We start from the raw sequence: 18946 nt of genomic DNA on the forward strand, positions 1-18946 counted from the left end.
CAATTTTGACCCCATATATAGTGGAGGCGCGCCATGATACGGCTTTTCGTCGCCCTGCCCGTGCCAGCGGATGTCCGGCACGTGCTGACCGGACTGCAGAACGGACTGCCCGGTGCCCGCTGGACCGATCCCGAAAACTTCCATCTGACGCTGCGTTTCATTGGCGAGGTCGATTTCGGCATGGCCGAAGACCTCGCCCATACGCTGATGCGCATCGATGCCCCTGGCTTCGACGTCACGCTGGATGGGCTCGGCTGGTTCGGCAACAAACGCAAACCCAGTGCCCTGATCGCCAATATCCGCAAAAATGACGGCCTGCTGCATCTGCAGCGGAAAGTCGAATCCGCCGCCGTGCGCTGCGGATTGCGGCCGGAAAGCCGGAAGTTCCACCCGCATATCACGCTGGGCCGGTTGAAGACGACCAGCATCGAAGGCGCGGAACGCTTCGTCGCGGAACGGCGGCTACCGCGCGATCTGGGCTTCGACGCGGACCGGTTCGTGCTGTATTCCAGCTTCCTGTCGCATTGCGGGTCGATCTATACCGAAGAGGCGGATTACGCCCTGCGCTTCGCGGCCTACGCGGCGGCCGAATAGACCCGGCGTCCCGTCCGGCGGGGTGCGGAACGCGGCGACCAACGCCGCGTTCTGGCCTTGCGTCACAGATGTTTCTCCGCCCCTTCCTCGGCCCCATCCCTTGCCATGCCCTCTTTGGCGGAGTACCGATTCCGTCCAGAGATTCCCCGCGGCGCGACCAAAGGTGCGCCGCCACGCAAGAAAAGGGTGGACGCCATGAACGAGATCAAGACCAAGGGGCTCAGCCTCAAGGACCCGAGCCTGCTGAAGCAGCAGGGTTATATCGACGGCCAATGGGTCGATGCCGACAGCGGCGAAACCATCGACGTCACCAACCCGGCGACCGGCGAAGTCATCGCCACCGTGCCGAAGATGGGTGCCGCCGAAACCCGCCGCGCCATCGAAGCCGCCAATGCCGCCTGGCCGGCCTGGCGGTCGAAACTGGCCAAGGACCGGGCCGCGATCCTGCGTCGCTGGTTCGAACTGATGCATGAGAATGCCGACGACCTGGCGCTGATCATGACCTCGGAACAGGGCAAGCCGCTGCCGGAAGCCAAGGGCGAAGTCGCCTATGGCGCGTCCTTCCTGGAATGGTTCGCCGAAGAGGCCAAGCGGATGTATGGCGACGTCATCCCGCAGCATCAGGACGACAAGCGCATCGTCGTCATCAAGCAGCCGATCGGCGTCACCGCCTTCATCACGCCGTGGAACTTTCCGATTGCGATGATCACGCGCAAGGCCGGGCCGGCGCTGGCCGCCGGCTGCCCCGCCGTCGCCAAGCCCGCCTCGCAGACGCCGCTGTCCGCGCTGGCGTTGGCCGAACTGGCGGAGCGCGCGGGTGTGCCGAAGGGCGTTTTGTCCGTCGTCACCGGTTCCGCCGGTGCCATCGGCGGCGAAATGACCGGCAACCCGATCGTCCGCAAGGTGTCCTTCACCGGCTCGACCGAGATCGGCAAGATCCTGATCAAGCAATGTGCCGACACGGTGAAGAAGGTTTCGATGGAACTGGGCGGCAATGCTCCCTTCATCGTCTTCGACGACGCCGATATCGACGCGGCGGTCGAAGGGGCCATCGTCTGCAAGTTCCGCAATGCCGGCCAGACCTGTGTCTGCGCCAACCGGATCTATGTCCAGGACGCGGTCTATGACGAATTCGCCGAGAAACTGGCCGCCAAGGTCAAGGCGCTGAAGATCGGCAACGGCGTCGACAACGGTGTCGTCATCGGCCCGCTGATCGACATGGCCGCCGTGGAGAAGGTCGAGGAACATCTGGCCGACGCCAAATCCAAGGGGGCCAGCGTCCTGACCGGCGGCAACCGCCATGCGCTGGGCATGTCCTTCTATGAGCCGACGGTCCTGGCCGGCGTGACCCAGGACATGATGGTGTCGAAGGACGAAACCTTCGGCCCCCTGGCCCCGCTGTTCCGCTTCAAGGACGAGGACGAGGTCGTCGCCATGGCGAACGACACGGAATTCGGCCTGGCCTCCTATTTCTACGCCCGCGATATCGGCCGCGTCTGGCGCGTCGCGGAGCAACTGGAATACGGCATGGTCGCGCTGAACACCGGTATCCTGTCGACCGAAGTCGCCCCGTTCGGCGGCGTCAAGGAATCGGGCCTGGGCCGTGAAGGCTCCAAATACGGCCTCGATGAGTTCTGCGAGATGAAATACATCCTGATGGGCGGGGTGTAGGTTTTCCTCTTCGCCTGAGAGACGCTCTGCGGCCGTCGCCTAACGGCACGGTCGCAATCCCCCTCACCCCGCCCCTCTCCCTCCAGGGAGAGGGGGTGCAAGTCATGTTTCTAACCCTCTCCCTCCAGGGAGAGGGTGGCCCGAAAGGGCCGGGTGAGGGCCTGCGGCGGTCGGATCGTTAGCCCAAATAGCGGTAGATGTAATACCGCTCAGGATCCATATCAGCGGGCTTTTCCAACTCCAAAGCGCCCTCGACAGGGACCGGTTGGTCGCTGAGGATGCGGGCACCGGGGGCCAGAAGCGGGCGGAGGGCCGGGGCCAGGATGGTACGGCCGAAATCGATACTGGCGGGTTCGTCGCCATTGCCGACATCGCTATGGACCAGAATCGCACGCGGGCCCAATTCCGCCGCGGCTTTCTCCAACTGTTCGATCACATGGCCGAGATAGAGGCGGTCGTCGGGCGGGATGCAGCCGGGATGGGCACGGACTTCACGTTCGAAGACATAGATGTCCCGGCCCGGCATGTTCTCGCGCAGATGATCGTAGGTCCGGCCGTTCCCCAGCCCCAGTTCCAGGACGATCCCGTCCTTGTCCGCCACATCGGCCATAGCGTCGTTCAGAAGACGACGCTGCGCGTCCATCCGGCGGATGAAGGATTCCAATCGTGACATGTGGCTGAAACTCTCTCGGGCGGCGCGGGTTACCGGACCCTATGTAACCCGTCCGTCCGATTTGCCAAGCCTCAACCCGGTCACATCCGATCACGCCGGCTGGAGTTTGCGGTTATCTTCGATCGGCAGATGGACCAGAGCGGCGAACAGACCCAGCGCCGCGCTGGCGATCCACATCAGGTCGTAATTGCCGAACCGTTCGATGAATTCGCCCGCCATGACCAGGCCGATGAAGCTGCCGACTTGGTGGCTGAAGAAGACGATGCCGAACAGCATGCCGACATTGGCCGGGCCGTGCAGCTTGGCGACCGTCAGGCTGGTCAGCGGCACGGTGGACAGCCACAACAGGCCGATTACGGCGCTGAACGCGATCAGCACGAACTCCGTCACCGGGATGAACAGCAGGGCCAGGGCCGCCACGCCGCGCAGGAAGTAGATCAGCGATAAAGGGTATTTCGGCCGGAACGATCCGCCGATCTGCCCGGCGACAATGGTACCGATGATGTTGAAGGCACCGATCACCGCCAGGCCATAAGTGCCGGAACTTTTCGGCAAGCCGCACAGGACGGCGAAGTTCGGCAGGTGCACCGCGATGAAGGCCAGGTGGAAGCCGCAGACGAAGAAGCCCGCGATCAGCAGCAGGAAGCTGCGGTCCGACATCGCGCGGCCCAGAACTTCACGCAGCGATTGACCGGGCGCAGCGGCAGCTGCAAGGCGTTGTTCCTCGGTCGGCCGTGTTTCCCGGCGCACAAAGATTGTCAGGGTCGCGGCAGCGAGGCAGATCGCCCCCATCACCAGGAAGGCGTCGACCAGGCCGAAGCTTTGCAGGAAAACGTCGCTGAGCGGCGAGAAAACCAATTGGCCGAAGCTGCCGCCCGCGGTGGCGATACCCAGGAACAGGCCACGCCGCTTATCGCTGGTCGTGCGTCCGATGGCGGCCAGAATGACCGGAAAACCGATCGCCGCCTGCGCCATGCCCAATGCGATCCCGGCCGACGCTCCGAACAAAAGATAGGTGTCGGAATAGGCCGTGACCATCAGGCCACCGGCATAGAGAACCGCGCCACCGAAAGCGACCGGGGCCGCGCCGTAACGATCCGACAGCCGCCCCGCAAAGGGCTGCGCCGCGCCCCAGACGAGGTTCTGCACCGCCAGGACGAGGGAGATCGAACTGATGTCGAAGCCGGTGGCTTCAGGCATGGCGGGCAGGAAGACGCCGAAGGATATACGCGCGCCGAAACTGACCGCCAGCAGCATAAAGCCGGCGAGCAGCACGAAAATGGCATTGCGATCGTTCGCGGACATGATCGGACTCCGAGATATGGGCGCGGGTCAGGCGGTGATACGCCCCATCGTCGGCGGCGTCTCGCGAATTATGCGCAACAATATTTCGCCCTCAGGGCACGGGTTGGGCCTTGAACCGGCGCGAACCTATGCTGCGCGCGATCTGCGCCGCGGCACCAGACTGCCCAGCATCGCCGGCAGGAGGTATCCGATCAGAAAGCCCGCGAAAGTATGAACCGCACCCGAGAAGGAGATCGGTACCGCCGGCACGAAAACCTCCGCCGTATTGGCGGCGACATCGGGTTCCAGATGGAAGGCGGTTTCGACGACGATCATGTACCAGGGCGCTTCCGTCAGCCGATCATAGGCTTTGGCCAATCGTTGCTGGCGGGACAGCGTCGCCAACATGGCATCGCCCTCGCCCTTTACGATACTGTCCGAATTGTTCTGGAAATGGCGGACATAATCGTACCGGTCCATCCCCGCATTGCGCGCGCGTTCGTCCAGCGCGGCGACCTGCAGGGTCAACTCGTCCAGCGCCCCGCCGATGCGCTGGGTATATTGCTGATGAAATTCTGGAAACTGCGACATCGCCACGGCGCATAGCAGGGCGAAAACGATATGCAGCTTCTTCAACATCGGATCGGTCCCCAACCAAGACGGCAGCCCGGATCATAGACCGACTCCCGCCCGGTTTGCCAATCCGGGCGTATCAGAAAGGGCGTTTTGTCCCTAAAGCTGCAGATTTTGCGCCAGGAAGCCCGTTGTGCGTTCCCAGGCCAAGGCAGCGTCTTCCTGATCATATCGCGATCCGGTCGGGTTGGCGAAGGCGTGATCCGCCTCGTACCAATAGACGGTCAGGCTCTTCCCCGCATCGGCCATGGCGGCCACGAAACCGTCGACCATCGGCTTATTGATGAACTTGTCCTGGGTCGCGAAATGACCCAGCACCGGCCCCGACAGCGGTGCCAGTTCCGCCGCCTCCTTGTTGACCCGGCCATAATAGACGACCGTCGCGTCCACAGGGCTGGCCAGGGACGCGTTCAGGGACCACCCGCCGCCGAAGCACCAGCCGCAGGTTCCGACGCGCCCCGTTCCCGCATCATGGGTTTTCAGGAAGTCCGTCCACAAGGTGCAGGTTTCGACCGCGGTCTGCGGGTCGTCCGCGACCTTGCCGGTCAGCGCCTTGGCCCCGTCCGGCGTCGTCGCCACCTCTCCGCCCATTAGATCGATGGCCAGGGCGATATAGCCCTGCTGCGCAAAATCGGCGGCCACCGCCTTGATCTGATCGTTCAGGCCCCACCATTCGTGGATCAGCATCACCGCCGGGGCGGGCGTCGTCGCCGGCATGGCCAGCGCCGCGCCGACTTTCCGTCCGTCCGCCAGGGTTCCTTCCACAATCTGCAGGCTGTCGGCGGCTGCACGGGCGAAATCGGGATTGGCCAGCACCGTGGCCAAAGGCAACGCGCCCAGTCCGGCGCCCATGGATTTGATCAGATCGCGTCTCGCCAACATCCTGTGATCCTCCTGCTCTCGGTTCCGGAACATCCCGCAGCATGAGGCTGGGGCGCGACAATGTTAAATCAAGATCGCATGACCATCGACGCTATCGATCATTTGGAAGGGCCGCCTCCGGAATGCCGCCCAGCCCGGTGATCCAACCGGCGTCGACCCAATCCTTCAAGAAGCCGGCGGCCCGGGCGGCGACCTCCTCCGGCGGCACAGTTTCGGCGGCAATTTCGCACAAGGCGGAGAAATCGCCGCCGCCTCGCACAGCCTCCAAGCCCTGCGCCTCGTCGCCGGCCAGGGGGCGATAGCGCACGATCAGCATCTCGGAATCGCGCCAGACCGCCCATAACCCCGGCGCCTCAAGCTTGGGCGGAGCCGCATCCGGCTCCTGATCCTCCGCCGCGGCGCGCCGGAATGGCGCCACGTCATGGGACAGCCTTACCGTATGCAAGGCCGGATGAAGATCGAAGGTCAGTCCGGGCCAGGCCTCCGGCGCGACCGACGCCAGTGCCTCGATGGGCACAGAATCCCGGTCCGGCGCGTCGAAGGCAAGACTCAGGGCCCATTCATAGGTCGCCATTTCCGTAACGACCGGCTGTCCGCGCCAGGCCGGCGCATCGGTCAGCCATGCCGGGAAATCCCGGCCAAGCCACCGGATCGACCGAAAGCGTGACGGATGAGCCGCCGTATAGTCCTCCACCGCCCGGGCGAAACCGTCATCGCCGATCAGGGCATGCACGCCTGGAAAGACATCCGCCATCACCTCGTGCAGGCGCGCCCCATATCCATTGCCGTAAACTTTCAGGAAGGGACCGCCCTGCGCCAGATGCCCGGCGATCGCATCGGACCCGCCGAGCAGGCGGTCCTGCATCATGGATTGAAGATCCGCCAGCCCGGCGGTCATGCCGCCGCCCCGCGTACCGCATTGTCGGACAGGCGGCGCGCGCGCTGCAGTTCCGTAATCAGTTCTTCCAGCGGCGGAATTTTGGCGTCGCGTTCGATCATGGTCGGTACCGGACCCAGGCGCCGGATCGTGTCGCTGTAGAGATCCCAGACCGGATCCACCACCGGCGCGTCATGGGTATCGACGATGTGATCGCCATTATTCTCATGCCCCGCGAGATGGATCTGACGCACCCGGTCGGCCGGAATGCCGGCGAGATAGTCCTGCGCGTCGAAACCGTGATTGAAGGCGGAAACATAGATGTTGTTGACGTCCAGCAGCAGATCGCAATCCGCCCGCGCCGTCAGGGCCGCCAGGAACTCCCATTCCGTCAGGGAGTCGGATTCATAGGTCACATAGGTCGACGCATTTTCCAGCGCGATCCGGCGGCCAAGCGCGTCCTGCACCTGTCCGACCCGGTCGGCCACATGGGCCAGGCTCTCCTCCGTCAGGGGCAGCGGCAACAGATCGTGCAGATTGATGCCATGCGCGCCGGTCCAACACAGATGGTCGGAGACGACCGCCGGCTCCAACCGGTCGGCCAGCGCCTTGAGGCCGCGCAGATAATCCCTGTCCAATGGATCGGTCGATCCGATCGACAGGGACACGCCGTGCATCGCCATCGGATAGCGTTCGCGCACCCGCATCAGGTTGCGCATCGGCATGCCGCCGACATCGATGTAATTTTCCGAAATGACCTCGAACCAGTCGATCCCGGGCCATTGCCCCTCGATCCCGTCCAGCAGGGCGGGGAAATGCGGCGGGCGCAGGCCAAGGCCGAAACCGGACAAACCTTCGATCATATCGGTCATAAAGTGCAGTTAAACATGACGCGTATCGGGGGGCCAGGAAACCGGCCCCCCGATCGACATTGATCATGTCGCGCGGCGTCAGCCTTCCAGGACGTTGCCGCCCTTCGAGGTGCATTCTTCGGCCGACGCGGCCGGGACCCAGCCGTGGCCCTTGCACTCGTTCAGTCCCTTGCAGGAGTTCGAAGCGGACGCGCAGGCGCCATGGCCCTTGCAATCGTTGATACCGGCGCACTTCACCTCACTGGCATGCGAGGCCGTCGGAGCGACGGACACCGCCGCACCGGAGATGAAGAGAGCAGCAGCGGCGGTCGCGAGCGTGGCGCCGACGGATTTTTTCTGAATCGACATGTAAGTCATCTCCAAATGATGTTCTTTGACATGCCGGCCCCCTTAGACCGACGCCGATGAGTGTATCGGCCCCGGCGCGGAACGGGGGTCACATTGCCGTCTCACGCTTTCACGAAACGGTGAGACGCATTTGATCGCAAGGACTTCCGGGAACCGGCCCGGTTACCGTGTCCCGAACAGACGGTCGCCGGCGTCGCCCAGGCCGGGGACGATATAGGCCTTTTCGTTCAGCTTCTCGTCCAGCGATGCGGTATAGACCGCGACACCAGGATGCGCGTCCGAGAAGACCCGCATCCCCTCCGGCGCGGCCACCAGGGACAGGAAACGGATGTTCTGTTCCTCGACCCCACGGTCGACCAGAACCTTGACCGCATGGGCGGCGGAATTCCCCGTCGCCAGCATCGGATCGCACAGAATGAACAACCGCCCCCCAGGTTCGGGCAGGTTCACGTAATACTCTTCCGGCATCTTCGTCTTCGGATCACGATAGACGCCGATATGCCCGATCCGCGCCGACGGCATCAGTTCCAACAGGCCGTCGACCATGCCCAATCCGGCGCGCAGGACCGGGACGATCGCCGGTTTGCGGCCGGCCAGGACCGGTGCGCGCATGGGCTGCAGCGGTGTATCGATCTCGATATGCGTCAGTGGCACATTCCGGGTGATCTCATACCCCATCAGAAGGGCGATTTCTTTCAACAGGGTCCGGAACATGTTCGTCGGCGTGTCCTTCTTCCGCAGAAAAGTCAGCTTATGCTGAACCAGCGGATGATCGACGATGTGAAGCGAGGGGAAGTCTTTATGCGTGCGCATGGCGGCGGGCGCTCCTCTGGCTTTCCGGCGGCCGGGACGGCGCGGGCGGCTGGACGGCTGGGTCGTGGTTGCGAGGCCGCAGATTAGTGTGCGGCGGCCCCGCGAACAATCGCGGATATTGGGTGCCGGAACGATACCGCATCGGTGCGCATGGCCCGACCCGCCGATTCCCGCTAAAGTCCTTTTTTATGGCAATCTGCGAAGAATCGCCGATTCTGAGGACTTATTCGCCGTTTTGTAAGGATTGCGCATGAGCGACGATAAGGATCGCGCCCCAGCGAACGTCAATGCCCCCGGCCGCGCCAAAGTCGCCCGTTTTCCCGGCGGTCGACGCCAGGGCGATATGGCGGTGCCGGAAGACGTTAAGCGCCTGGCCGACAAGGCCCGGCGCCGGTCGCGTATCGTCGGTCTTTTCGCGGCCATCGTGACCGTTGCCTGGATCGGCGCGGCGGGCAGCTATCTGCAGGATCTTGGCGGTCTGCAACTGATCGACGTGCTTTTGCCGCATGAAATCGGCGCAATCGTGACGGGACTGGTCTTTCCGCTGATTCTGTTCTGGGTCTTCGCCCTTTACATCCGCCGCTCGGAAGATGTCCGTATCCATACCGAATTGCTGCGGCGGCAGATGGATCTGCTGACCGTCCCGGTGGAGGAAAACGATCTGCGCGTCCGACGCGTCGCCGATATGCTGCGCGATCAGGCGGACCGACTGACACAGGCAGGCGATGTGGCGATCGCCAATCTGGGGGATCTGGCGGATTCGCTCCGGGAGACGACGGACCTCCTCGATTCCGCCGCGCATCGGGCCGAGGACAAGGCCAGCGACATGCGCAAGGGCCTGTCCGCCCAGGCCGACCGTCTGGAAGGCGTCGCCGACCGGATGGAGCGGCACCGCCGCGAAATCGAGGCCACGGTCGAAACCCAATCGGAAACCCTGATGAAGGCCGCGACCAACGTCCTGGAAACGACCGATTCCGTGACCGCGTCGCTGAAAATCCAGGCGTCGGACACGGTCGCGGCGTCCGAGCGGGCGGCCCAGGAAATCCGGTCCATCGGCGATATGTTCGACAGCTATACCGACCGCCTGACCCAGGCGACGTCGGAGGCGGAAAAGCACAGCAGCGGCGCGCGGGACACTCTGGACGGCAGTATCCGGGCGCTGACCGACGCGTCCGACCATGCCCGCGAGAACGCGTCCGCCATCGCCCGGTCCCTGAAGGAAGAGGTAGAGCGGGTCGCGGCGCGGCTGCAAGACGCTTTCGAACGCCAGACCCTGGAAATGACGGGCTTCGCCGATCGCAGCGAAAGCCGGATCACGCAGTTGAGCGAGATCCTGACGCGCCAGGCCGGTCTGCTGGAAGAATCCGTGGCGCAATCCATGGCGCGGCTGGACGAGGGTATGACCGACAGCCTGAACCGCGCGACGGACCGGGTCGACGGCATAGCGGACACGGCGGACGAGACGGCGGCGCGGTTCGGCGGGCGGCTGGATCAAAGCGTCGATACCGCGAAAGCTGATCTGGACCAGGCCCTGCAACGCACCGAGCAGCAGATCGAGGAAATCACCCTGTCGCTGCGCCAGCAATCGCTGGACCTGTCGAAAACAACGGACGGATTGGCGACCCATTCGGACACGGTGCGCAGCTCCGTCGCCCGCCAGATGGAAGAGTTCTCCGCCCTGATCGCCGCGCTGGCCGAGCAGGCGAACCAGGTGAACGCCGAAAGCGACCGGCAGCGCAAAGGACTGGCCGCGACCTCCGAACAGGCGACGGAACAGTTGCGGGCCATGGGCGTAGCGCTGCGCGAACAGGCCGGCGAAATCGCCAAGGCGAGCGACCTGGCCGCCGCGCGGTCGGAATCGATCCGCGCCTCGCTGCGCCAGCAGGCGGGCGAGTTGACCGCGGCGTCGGAAAGCACGGCCAAACAGGCGAAAGAGATCGAAAGCCTGCTGGCCCAGCGCCTGTCCGCCATCAAGGACGCGATGGCAGAGGGCATGGAGACGCTGGACGATACATTCGACCCCGCCATCGCCCAGACCCGCGGCATGGTCGAAATGCTGAAGAAGCAGAGCCAGTCCCTGCGCGAGGCCGCTGATTGGTCGGCGAGCCATGCCCAGCAATTGGGCGAGGTGCTGACCAAGAATTCCAGCGCCCTGCGCGAAGCGGCGGACCGCGCCACCGGACAGATCCGCGAAATCCGCCACGGGCTGCAGCACGAAACCGCGGAATTGGAGCGGGTCACCGACAAGGCCACCGGCGATGCGCTGACCATCCGCGAAAGACTGGCGGCGGACGCGGAGGCCCTGCGCGCCCTGGCGATGCAGATGGCCGAACAGCGCCAGGCCCTGGACGGCCATGCCGAAAACCAGTCGGAAACGCTGATGGAAGCGTCCCGTATCGCGGTCGAAAAGGGTGGCGAGCTGGACCGGATGCTGCAGGCCCGAGTCGAGGACATGGCCGCGATCACCGACGAGGTGTCGCGCCGCCTGACCGAGGCCGGCGGCTTGTTCCGCAGCGAGACCGGCGAGATGCGCCAGGCAACCCAGACGGCACTGACCCTCCTGGAGCAGGTCGGCCAGACCTTCCACAATCAGGCCGAACAGGTCACCACGGCCTCCGTCCAGGCCGGCATGCAGATCGCCGACAACCGCGAGGCGCTGAAACGGCAGGCCGACGCCCTGACCGGCGCGGCGGAGGCGGCGTCCCGGTCGCTGCAACTGATTTCCGACGCCTTCGCACAGCAGGCCGAAGGCGTGGAGGAACGCACCGAACTGACCGCCGAACGGGTCCGTGCGCTGATCGAGATGCTGCGCACCCAATCCGGGGATATCGCCGCGGCGGGCGATCTGGCGAACCAGCAATTGGCCCTGGTCGGCCGGACGTTGAGCGAGCAGGTCTCATCCCTTGAACGCGCCGCCGGCGCGTCGAAGGGGCAGCTCAAGGACCTGGTCGACACGCTGTCCCAGCGCACCCAGCAGATGATGAAGGCGGTCGACGAATCGGAAGTCCGTTCGTCCCGCGCGGCCGAGAAATTCCAGGGCCAGATCGAGCGCCTGACCGAGGCGTCGAAACAGGCCGAGGAACAGTCGGAACAGCTCAAGCTGCAGGAAGAGGAACAGCGCCGCGACCTGTTCCTGAAGACCGCGCGCTATATCGTCGAGGAATTGAACTCCATCACCATCGACCTGACCCGCGTGCTGCAGGGCGAGGTACCTGAGGCCGATTGGCGCCGCTATGTGAAGGGCGACCGCACCGTCTTCACCCGCACCCTGCTGCGCACCCGCCAGGCCTCCATCGTCAAGACGGTGATGGACAAGATCCGCCACGATCCGGACGCGCGGAAATACGTGCTGCGCTATATCGACCAGTTCGACCGGCTGCTGGAGGAAAGCGAAATCACCGACCCGGAGCACCTGCTGCACTCCACCTTCCTCACCTCCGATGTCGGCAAGCTCTACATTCTCCTCTGCCGCGCCACGGGCCGCGAGGAATAGCCCCCCAGTGCTCTCCTGCGAATGCAGGGGCCTTCTATGGTTCGGCACCATCTAACGACAGCGCGTTTGACCGCTTAATGCGCCCCTACCGCTGCCCGTCGCCGACCGAGATCTGGTCCTGGGTCAGGCCGCCCATGCGGGCGTGGATGCGGCCGCCGTCGGTCATGGCGAGGGCGAACATCAGTTCGCGGGCGCGCGGGGCGTCGGCGACCTGGACGGTGACGGTGGAGAAGTGGCTGCGGACATAGGCGGCGTTGATGTGGTGGATCGGCACGTCGAGGCTGGTGCCCGCAACGCCGACCTTCTTGGACGACGGCACGATGGCCTTGGCGTTGCCCAGCAGGCGGCGCATGGCATAGCCGCCGGGCACATGCCACAGGGCGCCGTGTTCCAGTTCCCCGTCGATCCCGACCAGCGAGCCCTTGCCATAGGCCTCAACCCGGTCCGCCGGACAGTCCAGCGCCTTCAGCAGGGCCGCCGCCATTTCGTCGCCCAACGGCTTCAGCGCCTCCATTCCGGCCTGCACGTCTTCGACATAGCCACCGGCATAGGGGTTGGCGATGATCGCGGCGGACCAGGCGACGGCGACGGGGCGGTCCGGCTTGGGGCCGAATTCATGGCGGATTTCTTCGCGATGGGTGACCAGTTTGCGGATGGCGACGTCGAAGCTCATGGCGGTTTCCTTCAGGCCTCAATTTGGGACGGTTCGGTCAGTGGGGGATCAATCCGGGAAATTCAGGGCGGGCGGCGCCAGCGCCGTCATCGCGCCGACAATGCGGCTCTCGCCGCGCAGGAACAGGATCGCATCTTCGATGACGCCTTCGCGGCGGTAGGATTCGGCGCGGCTGACCCCGCCGTCCAGCGCCCGGGCGATTGCGTCCATGCGCATATGGCCGACGGAGACGGTGACCGGCCGGTCGCCCAGATCGCTGTCTGGATCCAATGCGCTGGCGGGCTTTCGCTCAATCGCCGGATGATCGATATCGACGGCATTGGCGATCAGGGTTGCGGCGGCATCGGCGGCGGCGGCATTGCCCGCCAGGACCGTGACCGCATCGGCGATACCCAAGGAATGGGACCGGCCCGCGCGGCCGCTGGTGGCCACGCCGCGGACCGGGCTGGCGGCGTCGATCTTCAGCCTGCCCCCCGCAATTCCGCGCTCCAAGTCCGAGATCAGGCCGATTTCCATGATCTGACCCGGCGTCAGGTGAAAGGCGATGTCGCCGCCGTCATTAACATAGGCCTTTGCCAGATCGGCAGCATCGGTCATTGCGGTCAGGACGTGGTCGGCAACCGCCCCGGCGACTGCCGCCATCGGGGTGACGAAAACATCGCCCGGCAGGGCCGTCACGGCCGCATGCATGCGCCGCGCGACCGGGCCGGCAGGCGCCGGCCCCTTGGCCTGTCGCAGAACCGGCAATTCCGCCGCCAGTTCTTCCAACAGACCGTTGAAACAGGATTGCGCCGCCGCATAGGCGGATTCTACGGCCCCATCCGCGCCGACGGCTTCGACGATCAGATCGATCGGACCCTGTTGCAGATGCAGCCTGTTGCCGTCTAACCGTGCCACGGCGGGACCGGTCATAACCTCAAGCGCCTCCCATCGGCCAGGGATTGCCGGCGGGCCAGGCCTCCGCGCGCAGCGCGACGCGGCCATCCGTCAAATCCTCCAGCGGCACGATCGACCCGGTATGACCGCCCAGCCGCGCGAAATCCTGGCGCGGCATGGTGAATTCCAGCGGCGCGACCAGCGCCGGGGTCGGGACGGAGCCGAAACTGTTGTCAGGCATCTTCATGACGTCGACCATAACCGTGATCCCGCCGCCAGGCCAGAGGTAGCAGGGGGCGCCGCCCATGGTAACGCGGGTCAGCGCATCGCGCACCGACCGGGTCAGGCGCACCGGATTTTCCGTCACCCCGGCGCGCAGGCTGCCGCCCGCCCCGGCGACGAAGGCGACCGAGCACAGGGCCGGTTCGCAATTCTCGGCGATCCGGTCGACGACGATCTGCAACGGGTCCGGCATGACCTTCGGCACCGGCACCAGATCGCCGTCCAACTCGCAATAGATCGCGTCTTCACCGGTCGTGCTGACCATCAGCAGACGCAGGCCGGGCCAGGCGGTCTTGGGATCGATCTTCTGAATGATCGACAAGGGATCGGTGATATCCGTCCCGCCCCAACCGGAGCCCGGCTCCGCGACCTGGAAGTATCGGCCCGGCGTCGACTTGCGCCCGCGCACCCGGATGCCGGCCGGTTTCATGTCCAGATAGGCGCCGGCCTGATGTTCGCTCAGGACGCCGGTGATATGGTCGTCGACGACAATCACCTCATCCGCGTGACCGTGCCATTGCTGGGCGAAGATGCCGATCGTGGCGGAACCGCAGCCGACCCGCATCCGCTCCTCAGCCTCGCCGTCGACGATGGGCGCCTGTCCCGCCTGGACGACGACCTTTGCGCCGCCGTCGATTTCCAGCTCGACCGCTTCCTTATTACAGAGCGACAGCATTGTTGCGCAGGTGACGACGCCTTCCTTCTTGGACCCGCCGGTCAGATGGCGCACGCCGCCCAGCGACAGCATCTGCGATCCGTATTCCGCCGTGGTCACATGCCCGACCGGCTCCCCATCGCACAACACACTGGCCTGTTCCGGGCCGAGATGCCGGTCGGTGTCGATCTTCACCTTGACGGAGCAATAGCTGAAAATGCCTTCCGTCACGACGGTGACCGTGTCCACACCCTGCCAGCGGCTGCCGACGATGAAAGGGGCGGGCTTGTAATCGGGATAGGTCGTCGTCGCCCCGATGCCGGAGACGAAGACCGGCGCGTCGGCGGTCAGCTTGCCCGACCAGCCTTCGCCATCCTTCAGGAAGGGTACAAGTTCGCCGGTTTCGTTTTCGATCGACCGGCCCATCAGGACCAGCGGATCGGTGCGCACAAGCTTTCCGCCTTCATTGGCATAGCGGTCGCAGGCGCCGCTGCGGCCCTCCCGAATGCGGCACAGGACCGGGCAGGCATCGCACCGGACGATGTCCGCGCCCTTTTCCTTCGGGTCTGGCGGCGCCGCCTCGACTGCGGGCGCGATGCGGGTTTCCGTCATGATCCGGCCCCCCGGATCGCTTCCAGGACACGGTGCGGCAATGCCGGCACCCGGGTCAGCCGCGCACCGGTCGCGTGCCGGATACCGCCCAGAATGGCCGGCGCGGTCGGGATCAGGGCGGGCTCTCCGATCCCCTTCGCCCCGAACGGGCCTTCCGGGTCCTCGGCCTCGACCAGAATGCACTCAATCTCCGGCATGTCGCCGAAGGTCGGGATCAGATAGTCGTGCAGATTCTCGCTGCGCCCCGGCAGGTATTCTTCCATCAAGGCGAGGCCCAATCCCTGGGCGATGCCGCCATGGATCTGCCCTTCGACCAGCATCGGGTTCACCGCGCGGCCGACATCATGGGCCGCGACCATGCGACGGGTCTTCACCGTGCCCAATTCGATATCGACCGCGACCTCGGCGATCTGTGCCGCGAAGCCGTAGGAGACATAGGGAATCCCCTGCCCGTCCTGATCCAGCGCCGTGGTCGGCGGATCGTAGGTGCCTTCCCCTTCCAGGACCGCGCCGGAAGCGCCCTCTGTCAGGTCCCGCAGGTCCAAATGCCGGACGACGCCGTCGGTATCCTCAAGACGCAGGACCGGCCCGTCCGACACGATCCTCGCGTCCGGACCGGCATTCCCGCGTTTCAGGATTTCAGCGCGCAAGGATGCGCCCGCGGCCTGGGCCGCACGACCGGAAACCAGGGTCTGGCGCGACGCCGAAGTCTTACCCGCATCATAGGTCAGATCGGTATCGCCGGTGACCTGACGGATCAGGGACACCGGGACGCCCAGCGCGTCAGCACAGATCTGGGGCATGATCGTGTAGCTGCCCTGACCGATATCGACTGCCCCGTTATACAGGGTGAAGACCCCGTCGCGGTCGACGGTGACGCGCATGCGCGACGGATTGGACATGGAGGTGTTGCCGCAGCCGTACCACATGCAGCCGATACCGACCCCTTTCCGGATCGGTCCGCTGGCTTCTGCATTCGCGGCCTCGGCCGCCGCGCGCCATTCCTGCCAGCGCGGGCGCACCGCCTCAAGACATTCCGCGAGCCCCGACGACGGGCCCATGACCTGACCGGTCGCCGTCATGTCCCCGGGCCGGATCGCGTTGATCAGCCGGAATTCCAGCGGATCGATGCCCAGGCTGAGCGCGAGGTCGTCCATCAGGGTTTCGCTGGCAATGGCCGCCTGGGGCACACCGAAGCCCCGGAACGCGCCGGACGGCGGGTTGTTACTGTGCAGCGCACGGCTGGTCGCGCGGACATGAGGCACCCGGTACGGACCGGTCGCATGCACAGGCACCCGCCCCGCAACCGTCGGCCCCCAGGACGCGTAGGAGCCTGTGTCGAAATCCGCATGGAAGATCATCGACGTCAGCCGGCCATCCTTATCGGCGCCCAGGCTCGCTTCGACATCGGCGGGATGACGTTTGGTGCTGGCGCGCATGGAATCCGGACGGGAATAGACCGTGCCAACTGGGCGTCCCATGATCCAGGCCGCGACGGCCAGGATCGGCTGGACCCCGACATCCAGCTTGCCCCCGAAGCCGCCGCCGCATGTCGTCGGGACGATGCGCACATCGGCATCCGTGATGCCCAGCACGTCCCGCACTTCCTCCTTGTCCATATAGGGTGCCTGGGTCGAGGCGTAGACCTCGATCCGGTCGCCGGTGCGCACGGCGTAGCCGGCCTCCGGCTCGATATAGGCGTGTTCGACGAAGGCGGTGCGGAACCGTCCTGTTGCCGTCGCGGCCGATTGGGACATGCCGTCTTCCGCATCGCCGCGCACCACCCGGCCGCGGATCAGGGTGTTCTTTTCCGCCTGCCCCGGATGCAGGACCGGCGCGTCATCCGCCGTCGCCTGATCCATCGTCGTCACGGCGGGCAGGACTTCCCAGGAAATGGGAATGTCGGCATCCGGCAATTGATCGATCGTATCCCGGTCGCCGACCAGTGCCAGGACCGCATCCCCCCGGTACAGGACCCGACCGTCGGCCAGGACCGGCTGGTCCTTGATATGCGGATAGATCCCATAGCCGTTGCGGCCGGGAATATCCTTGGCGGTCAGGACACGGACGAGACCCGGCCATTTCGCATGCAGCGCCGCGAAATCCCCCAGGACGAATTTGGCATGGGCATGCGGCGACCGCACAACCCGCAGACTCAGACAATCTTCCGGCCAATTGTCGGCCCCATAGGCCTCGCGGCCGGTCAGTTTGTTGGTCGTATCCAGGCGGGAAAGGCGGCTGCCGACCGCGCATCCGGCGTCGGGGTGATCTGGCACCGGGCCGTTCCCGGCAGTGTCCAGAACCGCTTCGACGATCTTCGCATAACCGGTACAGCGACAGAGCACGCCCCCCAGCGCATCCATCACCTGCTGCCGGGGCGGGTTCGGGTCGCGCGTCAGGAGGGCTGCGGACGCCATGATCATACCGGGCGTACAGATTCCGCATTGCGCGGCGCCATGCCGGTCGAACGCGTCGCGCAGCCGTTCCAGGACCGGCAGGCTCGACGCCTCGGCCGTGACGATCTCCGCACCGTCGGCCTGTCCGGCAGGGACCAGGCAGGCGCAGACCTGCTCGCCATCCATCAGGACCGTGCAGGCGCCGCAATCCCCCGCGTCGCACCCGATCTTGACCGATTGAACACCCAGATCGTCCCGAAGCAGGCGGCTCAACCGCTTGCTGCCGGACTGGTCAATTCGGTGCGAAACGCCATTGACGGTCAGGGAGAGCGGGGGCGTTTCAAGACGTTCGCTCATGCAGCCTCCTTCGCGCTAAAGCCCGCGCTCAATTCGGTCAGCAGCCGCCGGACCAGGGTTTTCGCCGCGTCGCGCCTATAGGCCGCGCTGGCACGGGGATCGTCGATCGGCGACAGGACCGCGAGATGGGCGTCGGTCACCCTTTCCCCCAGATCGTCGGCAAGATCGGCGCCGACAAGCGCCGCCTCCAGCTCCGATAGGCGGCAGGCGACCGGACCGCAGGCCCCGACCGATACCGCCGCTTGTGTGATCCGGCCTGACGCGTCCGGCTTCAATACCGCCGCGACCATGGCGATGGAGATCACCAGGTAATGCCGCGCGCCCAGTTTCAGAAAGCCGCCACGATTCGCCGCTTGCGGCAACGGGACCTCAACCGCGGTGAGCAGTTCCCCGGCGGCGCGGGCGGTCTTTCGATACCCTGTCAGGAAGTCGGACAAGGGCAGACGGCGCGCGCCGGACAGGCCGTTCAGCACGACTTGCGCATCCAGGCTGAGCAGCGGCGGGATACCGTCGGCAGCCGGAGAGGCATTGCACAGATTACCGGCAAGGGTCCCACGGTTCTGAATCTGCCGGCCGCCGACCTCCGCCGCCGCTGCCTTTAATCCGTCGAAGGCCGGGGGCAAACTTGCCGCATTGCGGATGTCCGACCACGTCGTGGTCGCGCCGATACGGACCACGCCGTCTTTAACAGAGATGCCACGCAATCCGGCAATGCCGGTGACATCCAGGATACGGTCTTCCGGCATGGGCTGAACGCGGGCGGGATAATGATCCGTGCCACCTGCGACAATTCGGCGGTCCGGCTCCGCCGTCAGAATCTCCAGCGCGACCGAGAGGTCGGCCGGCCTTATATAAGGTCCCGTCACCGCCATACTCCCAAACCCTGTGGCCAATTATTGTTTGTATACATATGAAGTGTGCGCCGGAATGGTCCGGCCCGCAACAGGGAAATAAG

16 protein-coding genes are annotated in these 18946 nt (G+C 65.2%); 3 read left to right on the forward strand and 13 right to left on the reverse strand.

Features of this window, described 5'->3' with window-relative positions; all coding sequences use genetic code 11:
• The first annotated feature begins 33 nt into the window (after positions 1 to 33).
• Both thpR and gabD read left to right on the forward strand, forming a co-directional pair.
• Positions 34 to 594 (forward strand): RNA 2',3'-cyclic phosphodiesterase, encoded by a 561-nt coding sequence (gene thpR / locus ACO06O_RS12790; protein WP_420419807.1) that lies wholly within the window; start codon positions 34 to 36, stop codon positions 592 to 594.
• Between the two features lie 195 nt (positions 595 to 789).
• Positions 790 to 2265: an NADP-dependent succinate-semialdehyde dehydrogenase gene (gene gabD / locus ACO06O_RS12795; protein ID WP_421880316.1), complete on the forward strand. Its 1476-nt coding sequence runs from the start codon at positions 790 to 792 to the stop codon at positions 2263 to 2265.
• 178 nt (positions 2266 to 2443) lie between these two features.
• Here the strand turns inward: gabD and ACO06O_RS12800 are convergent, their stop codons facing one another.
• The 8 genes from ACO06O_RS12800 to upp form a co-directional block, all read right to left on the reverse strand.
• The gene (locus ACO06O_RS12800) at positions 2444 to 2938 is read right to left on the reverse strand and encodes a class I SAM-dependent methyltransferase (protein WP_420419805.1); all 495 of its coding nucleotides are present in this window, start codon (positions 2936 to 2938) and stop codon (positions 2444 to 2446) included.
• A gap of 90 nt (positions 2939 to 3028) precedes the next feature.
• Entirely contained in the window at positions 3029 to 4243 is a 1215-nt protein-coding gene (locus tag ACO06O_RS12805; protein WP_421880318.1) for an MFS transporter, read from the reverse strand.
• A 126-nt stretch (positions 4244 to 4369) separates the two neighbouring features.
• Complete coding sequence (locus ACO06O_RS12810) at positions 4370 to 4861, reverse strand: DUF2937 family protein (RefSeq protein ID WP_421880320.1); 492 nt, start codon at positions 4859 to 4861, stop codon at positions 4370 to 4372.
• A 93-nt stretch (positions 4862 to 4954) separates the two neighbouring features.
• Positions 4955 to 5737: a dienelactone hydrolase family protein gene (locus ACO06O_RS12815; RefSeq protein ID WP_421880322.1), complete on the reverse strand. Its 783-nt coding sequence runs from the start codon at positions 5735 to 5737 to the stop codon at positions 4955 to 4957.
• Between the two features lie 91 nt (positions 5738 to 5828).
• Positions 5829 to 6635 carry a DNA-binding domain-containing protein gene (locus ACO06O_RS12820; RefSeq protein ID WP_421880324.1) on the reverse strand — a complete coding sequence of 269 codons (807 nt, stop codon included), beginning with the start codon at positions 6633 to 6635 and terminating at the stop codon, positions 5829 to 5831.
• Positions 6632 to 7486, reverse strand: coding sequence for a DUF692 domain-containing protein (locus ACO06O_RS12825; protein ID WP_421880326.1), 855 nt, complete (start codon positions 7484 to 7486; stop codon positions 6632 to 6634). Before ACO06O_RS12825 ends, ACO06O_RS12820 begins: the two co-directional genes overlap by 4 nt.
• A gap of 78 nt (positions 7487 to 7564) precedes the next feature.
• Positions 7565 to 7834: a hypothetical protein gene (locus tag ACO06O_RS12830; RefSeq protein ID WP_421880328.1), complete on the reverse strand. Its 270-nt coding sequence runs from the start codon at positions 7832 to 7834 to the stop codon at positions 7565 to 7567.
• 162 nt (positions 7835 to 7996) lie between these two features.
• On the reverse strand, positions 7997 to 8647 hold the full coding sequence (gene upp / locus ACO06O_RS12835) for a uracil phosphoribosyltransferase (protein WP_421880330.1): 651 nt from the start codon (positions 8645 to 8647) through the stop codon (positions 7997 to 7999).
• A 250-nt stretch (positions 8648 to 8897) separates the two neighbouring features.
• Between upp and ACO06O_RS12840 the strand changes: the two genes are divergently transcribed.
• The gene (locus ACO06O_RS12840; protein ID WP_421880332.1) at positions 8898 to 12140 is read left to right on the forward strand and encodes a hypothetical protein; all 3243 of its coding nucleotides are present in this window, start codon (positions 8898 to 8900) and stop codon (positions 12138 to 12140) included.
• Between the two features lie 85 nt (positions 12141 to 12225).
• Here ACO06O_RS12840 and ACO06O_RS12845 read toward each other — a convergent pair whose 3' ends face one another.
• From ACO06O_RS12845 to ACO06O_RS12865, 5 genes are read right to left on the reverse strand one after another with little or no spacing between them, the layout of a single operon-like run.
• Positions 12226 to 12813: an amino acid synthesis family protein gene (locus ACO06O_RS12845; RefSeq protein WP_420419796.1), complete on the reverse strand. Its 588-nt coding sequence runs from the start codon at positions 12811 to 12813 to the stop codon at positions 12226 to 12228.
• Positions 12814 to 12861: 48 nt separating this feature from the next.
• Positions 12862 to 13725, reverse strand: a complete 864-nt coding sequence (locus tag ACO06O_RS12850; protein ID WP_421880334.1) for a UPF0280 family protein — start codon at positions 13723 to 13725, stop codon at positions 12862 to 12864.
• Positions 13726 to 13729: 4 nt separating this feature from the next.
• The gene (locus ACO06O_RS12855) at positions 13730 to 15238 is read right to left on the reverse strand and encodes a 6-hydroxynicotinate reductase (RefSeq protein ID WP_421880336.1); all 1509 of its coding nucleotides are present in this window, start codon (positions 15236 to 15238) and stop codon (positions 13730 to 13732) included.
• A complete protein-coding gene (locus ACO06O_RS12860; protein ID WP_421880338.1) occupies positions 15235 to 17991 on the reverse strand; it encodes a molybdopterin-dependent oxidoreductase in 2757 nt (918 codons plus the stop codon). The genes ACO06O_RS12855 and ACO06O_RS12860 overlap by 4 nt, the downstream gene beginning before the upstream one ends.
• Complete coding sequence (locus ACO06O_RS12865; RefSeq protein WP_421880340.1) at positions 17988 to 18857, reverse strand: FAD binding domain-containing protein; 870 nt, start codon at positions 18855 to 18857, stop codon at positions 17988 to 17990. The genes ACO06O_RS12860 and ACO06O_RS12865 overlap by 4 nt, the downstream gene beginning before the upstream one ends.
• Between the last annotated feature and the right edge of the window lie 89 nt (positions 18858 to 18946).

The sequence above is a fragment of the Pacificispira sp. genome (assembly GCF_965228185.1).
In the GTDB taxonomy this organism is placed as follows: Bacteria; Pseudomonadota; Alphaproteobacteria; order UBA8366; family Aestuariispiraceae; genus Pacificispira.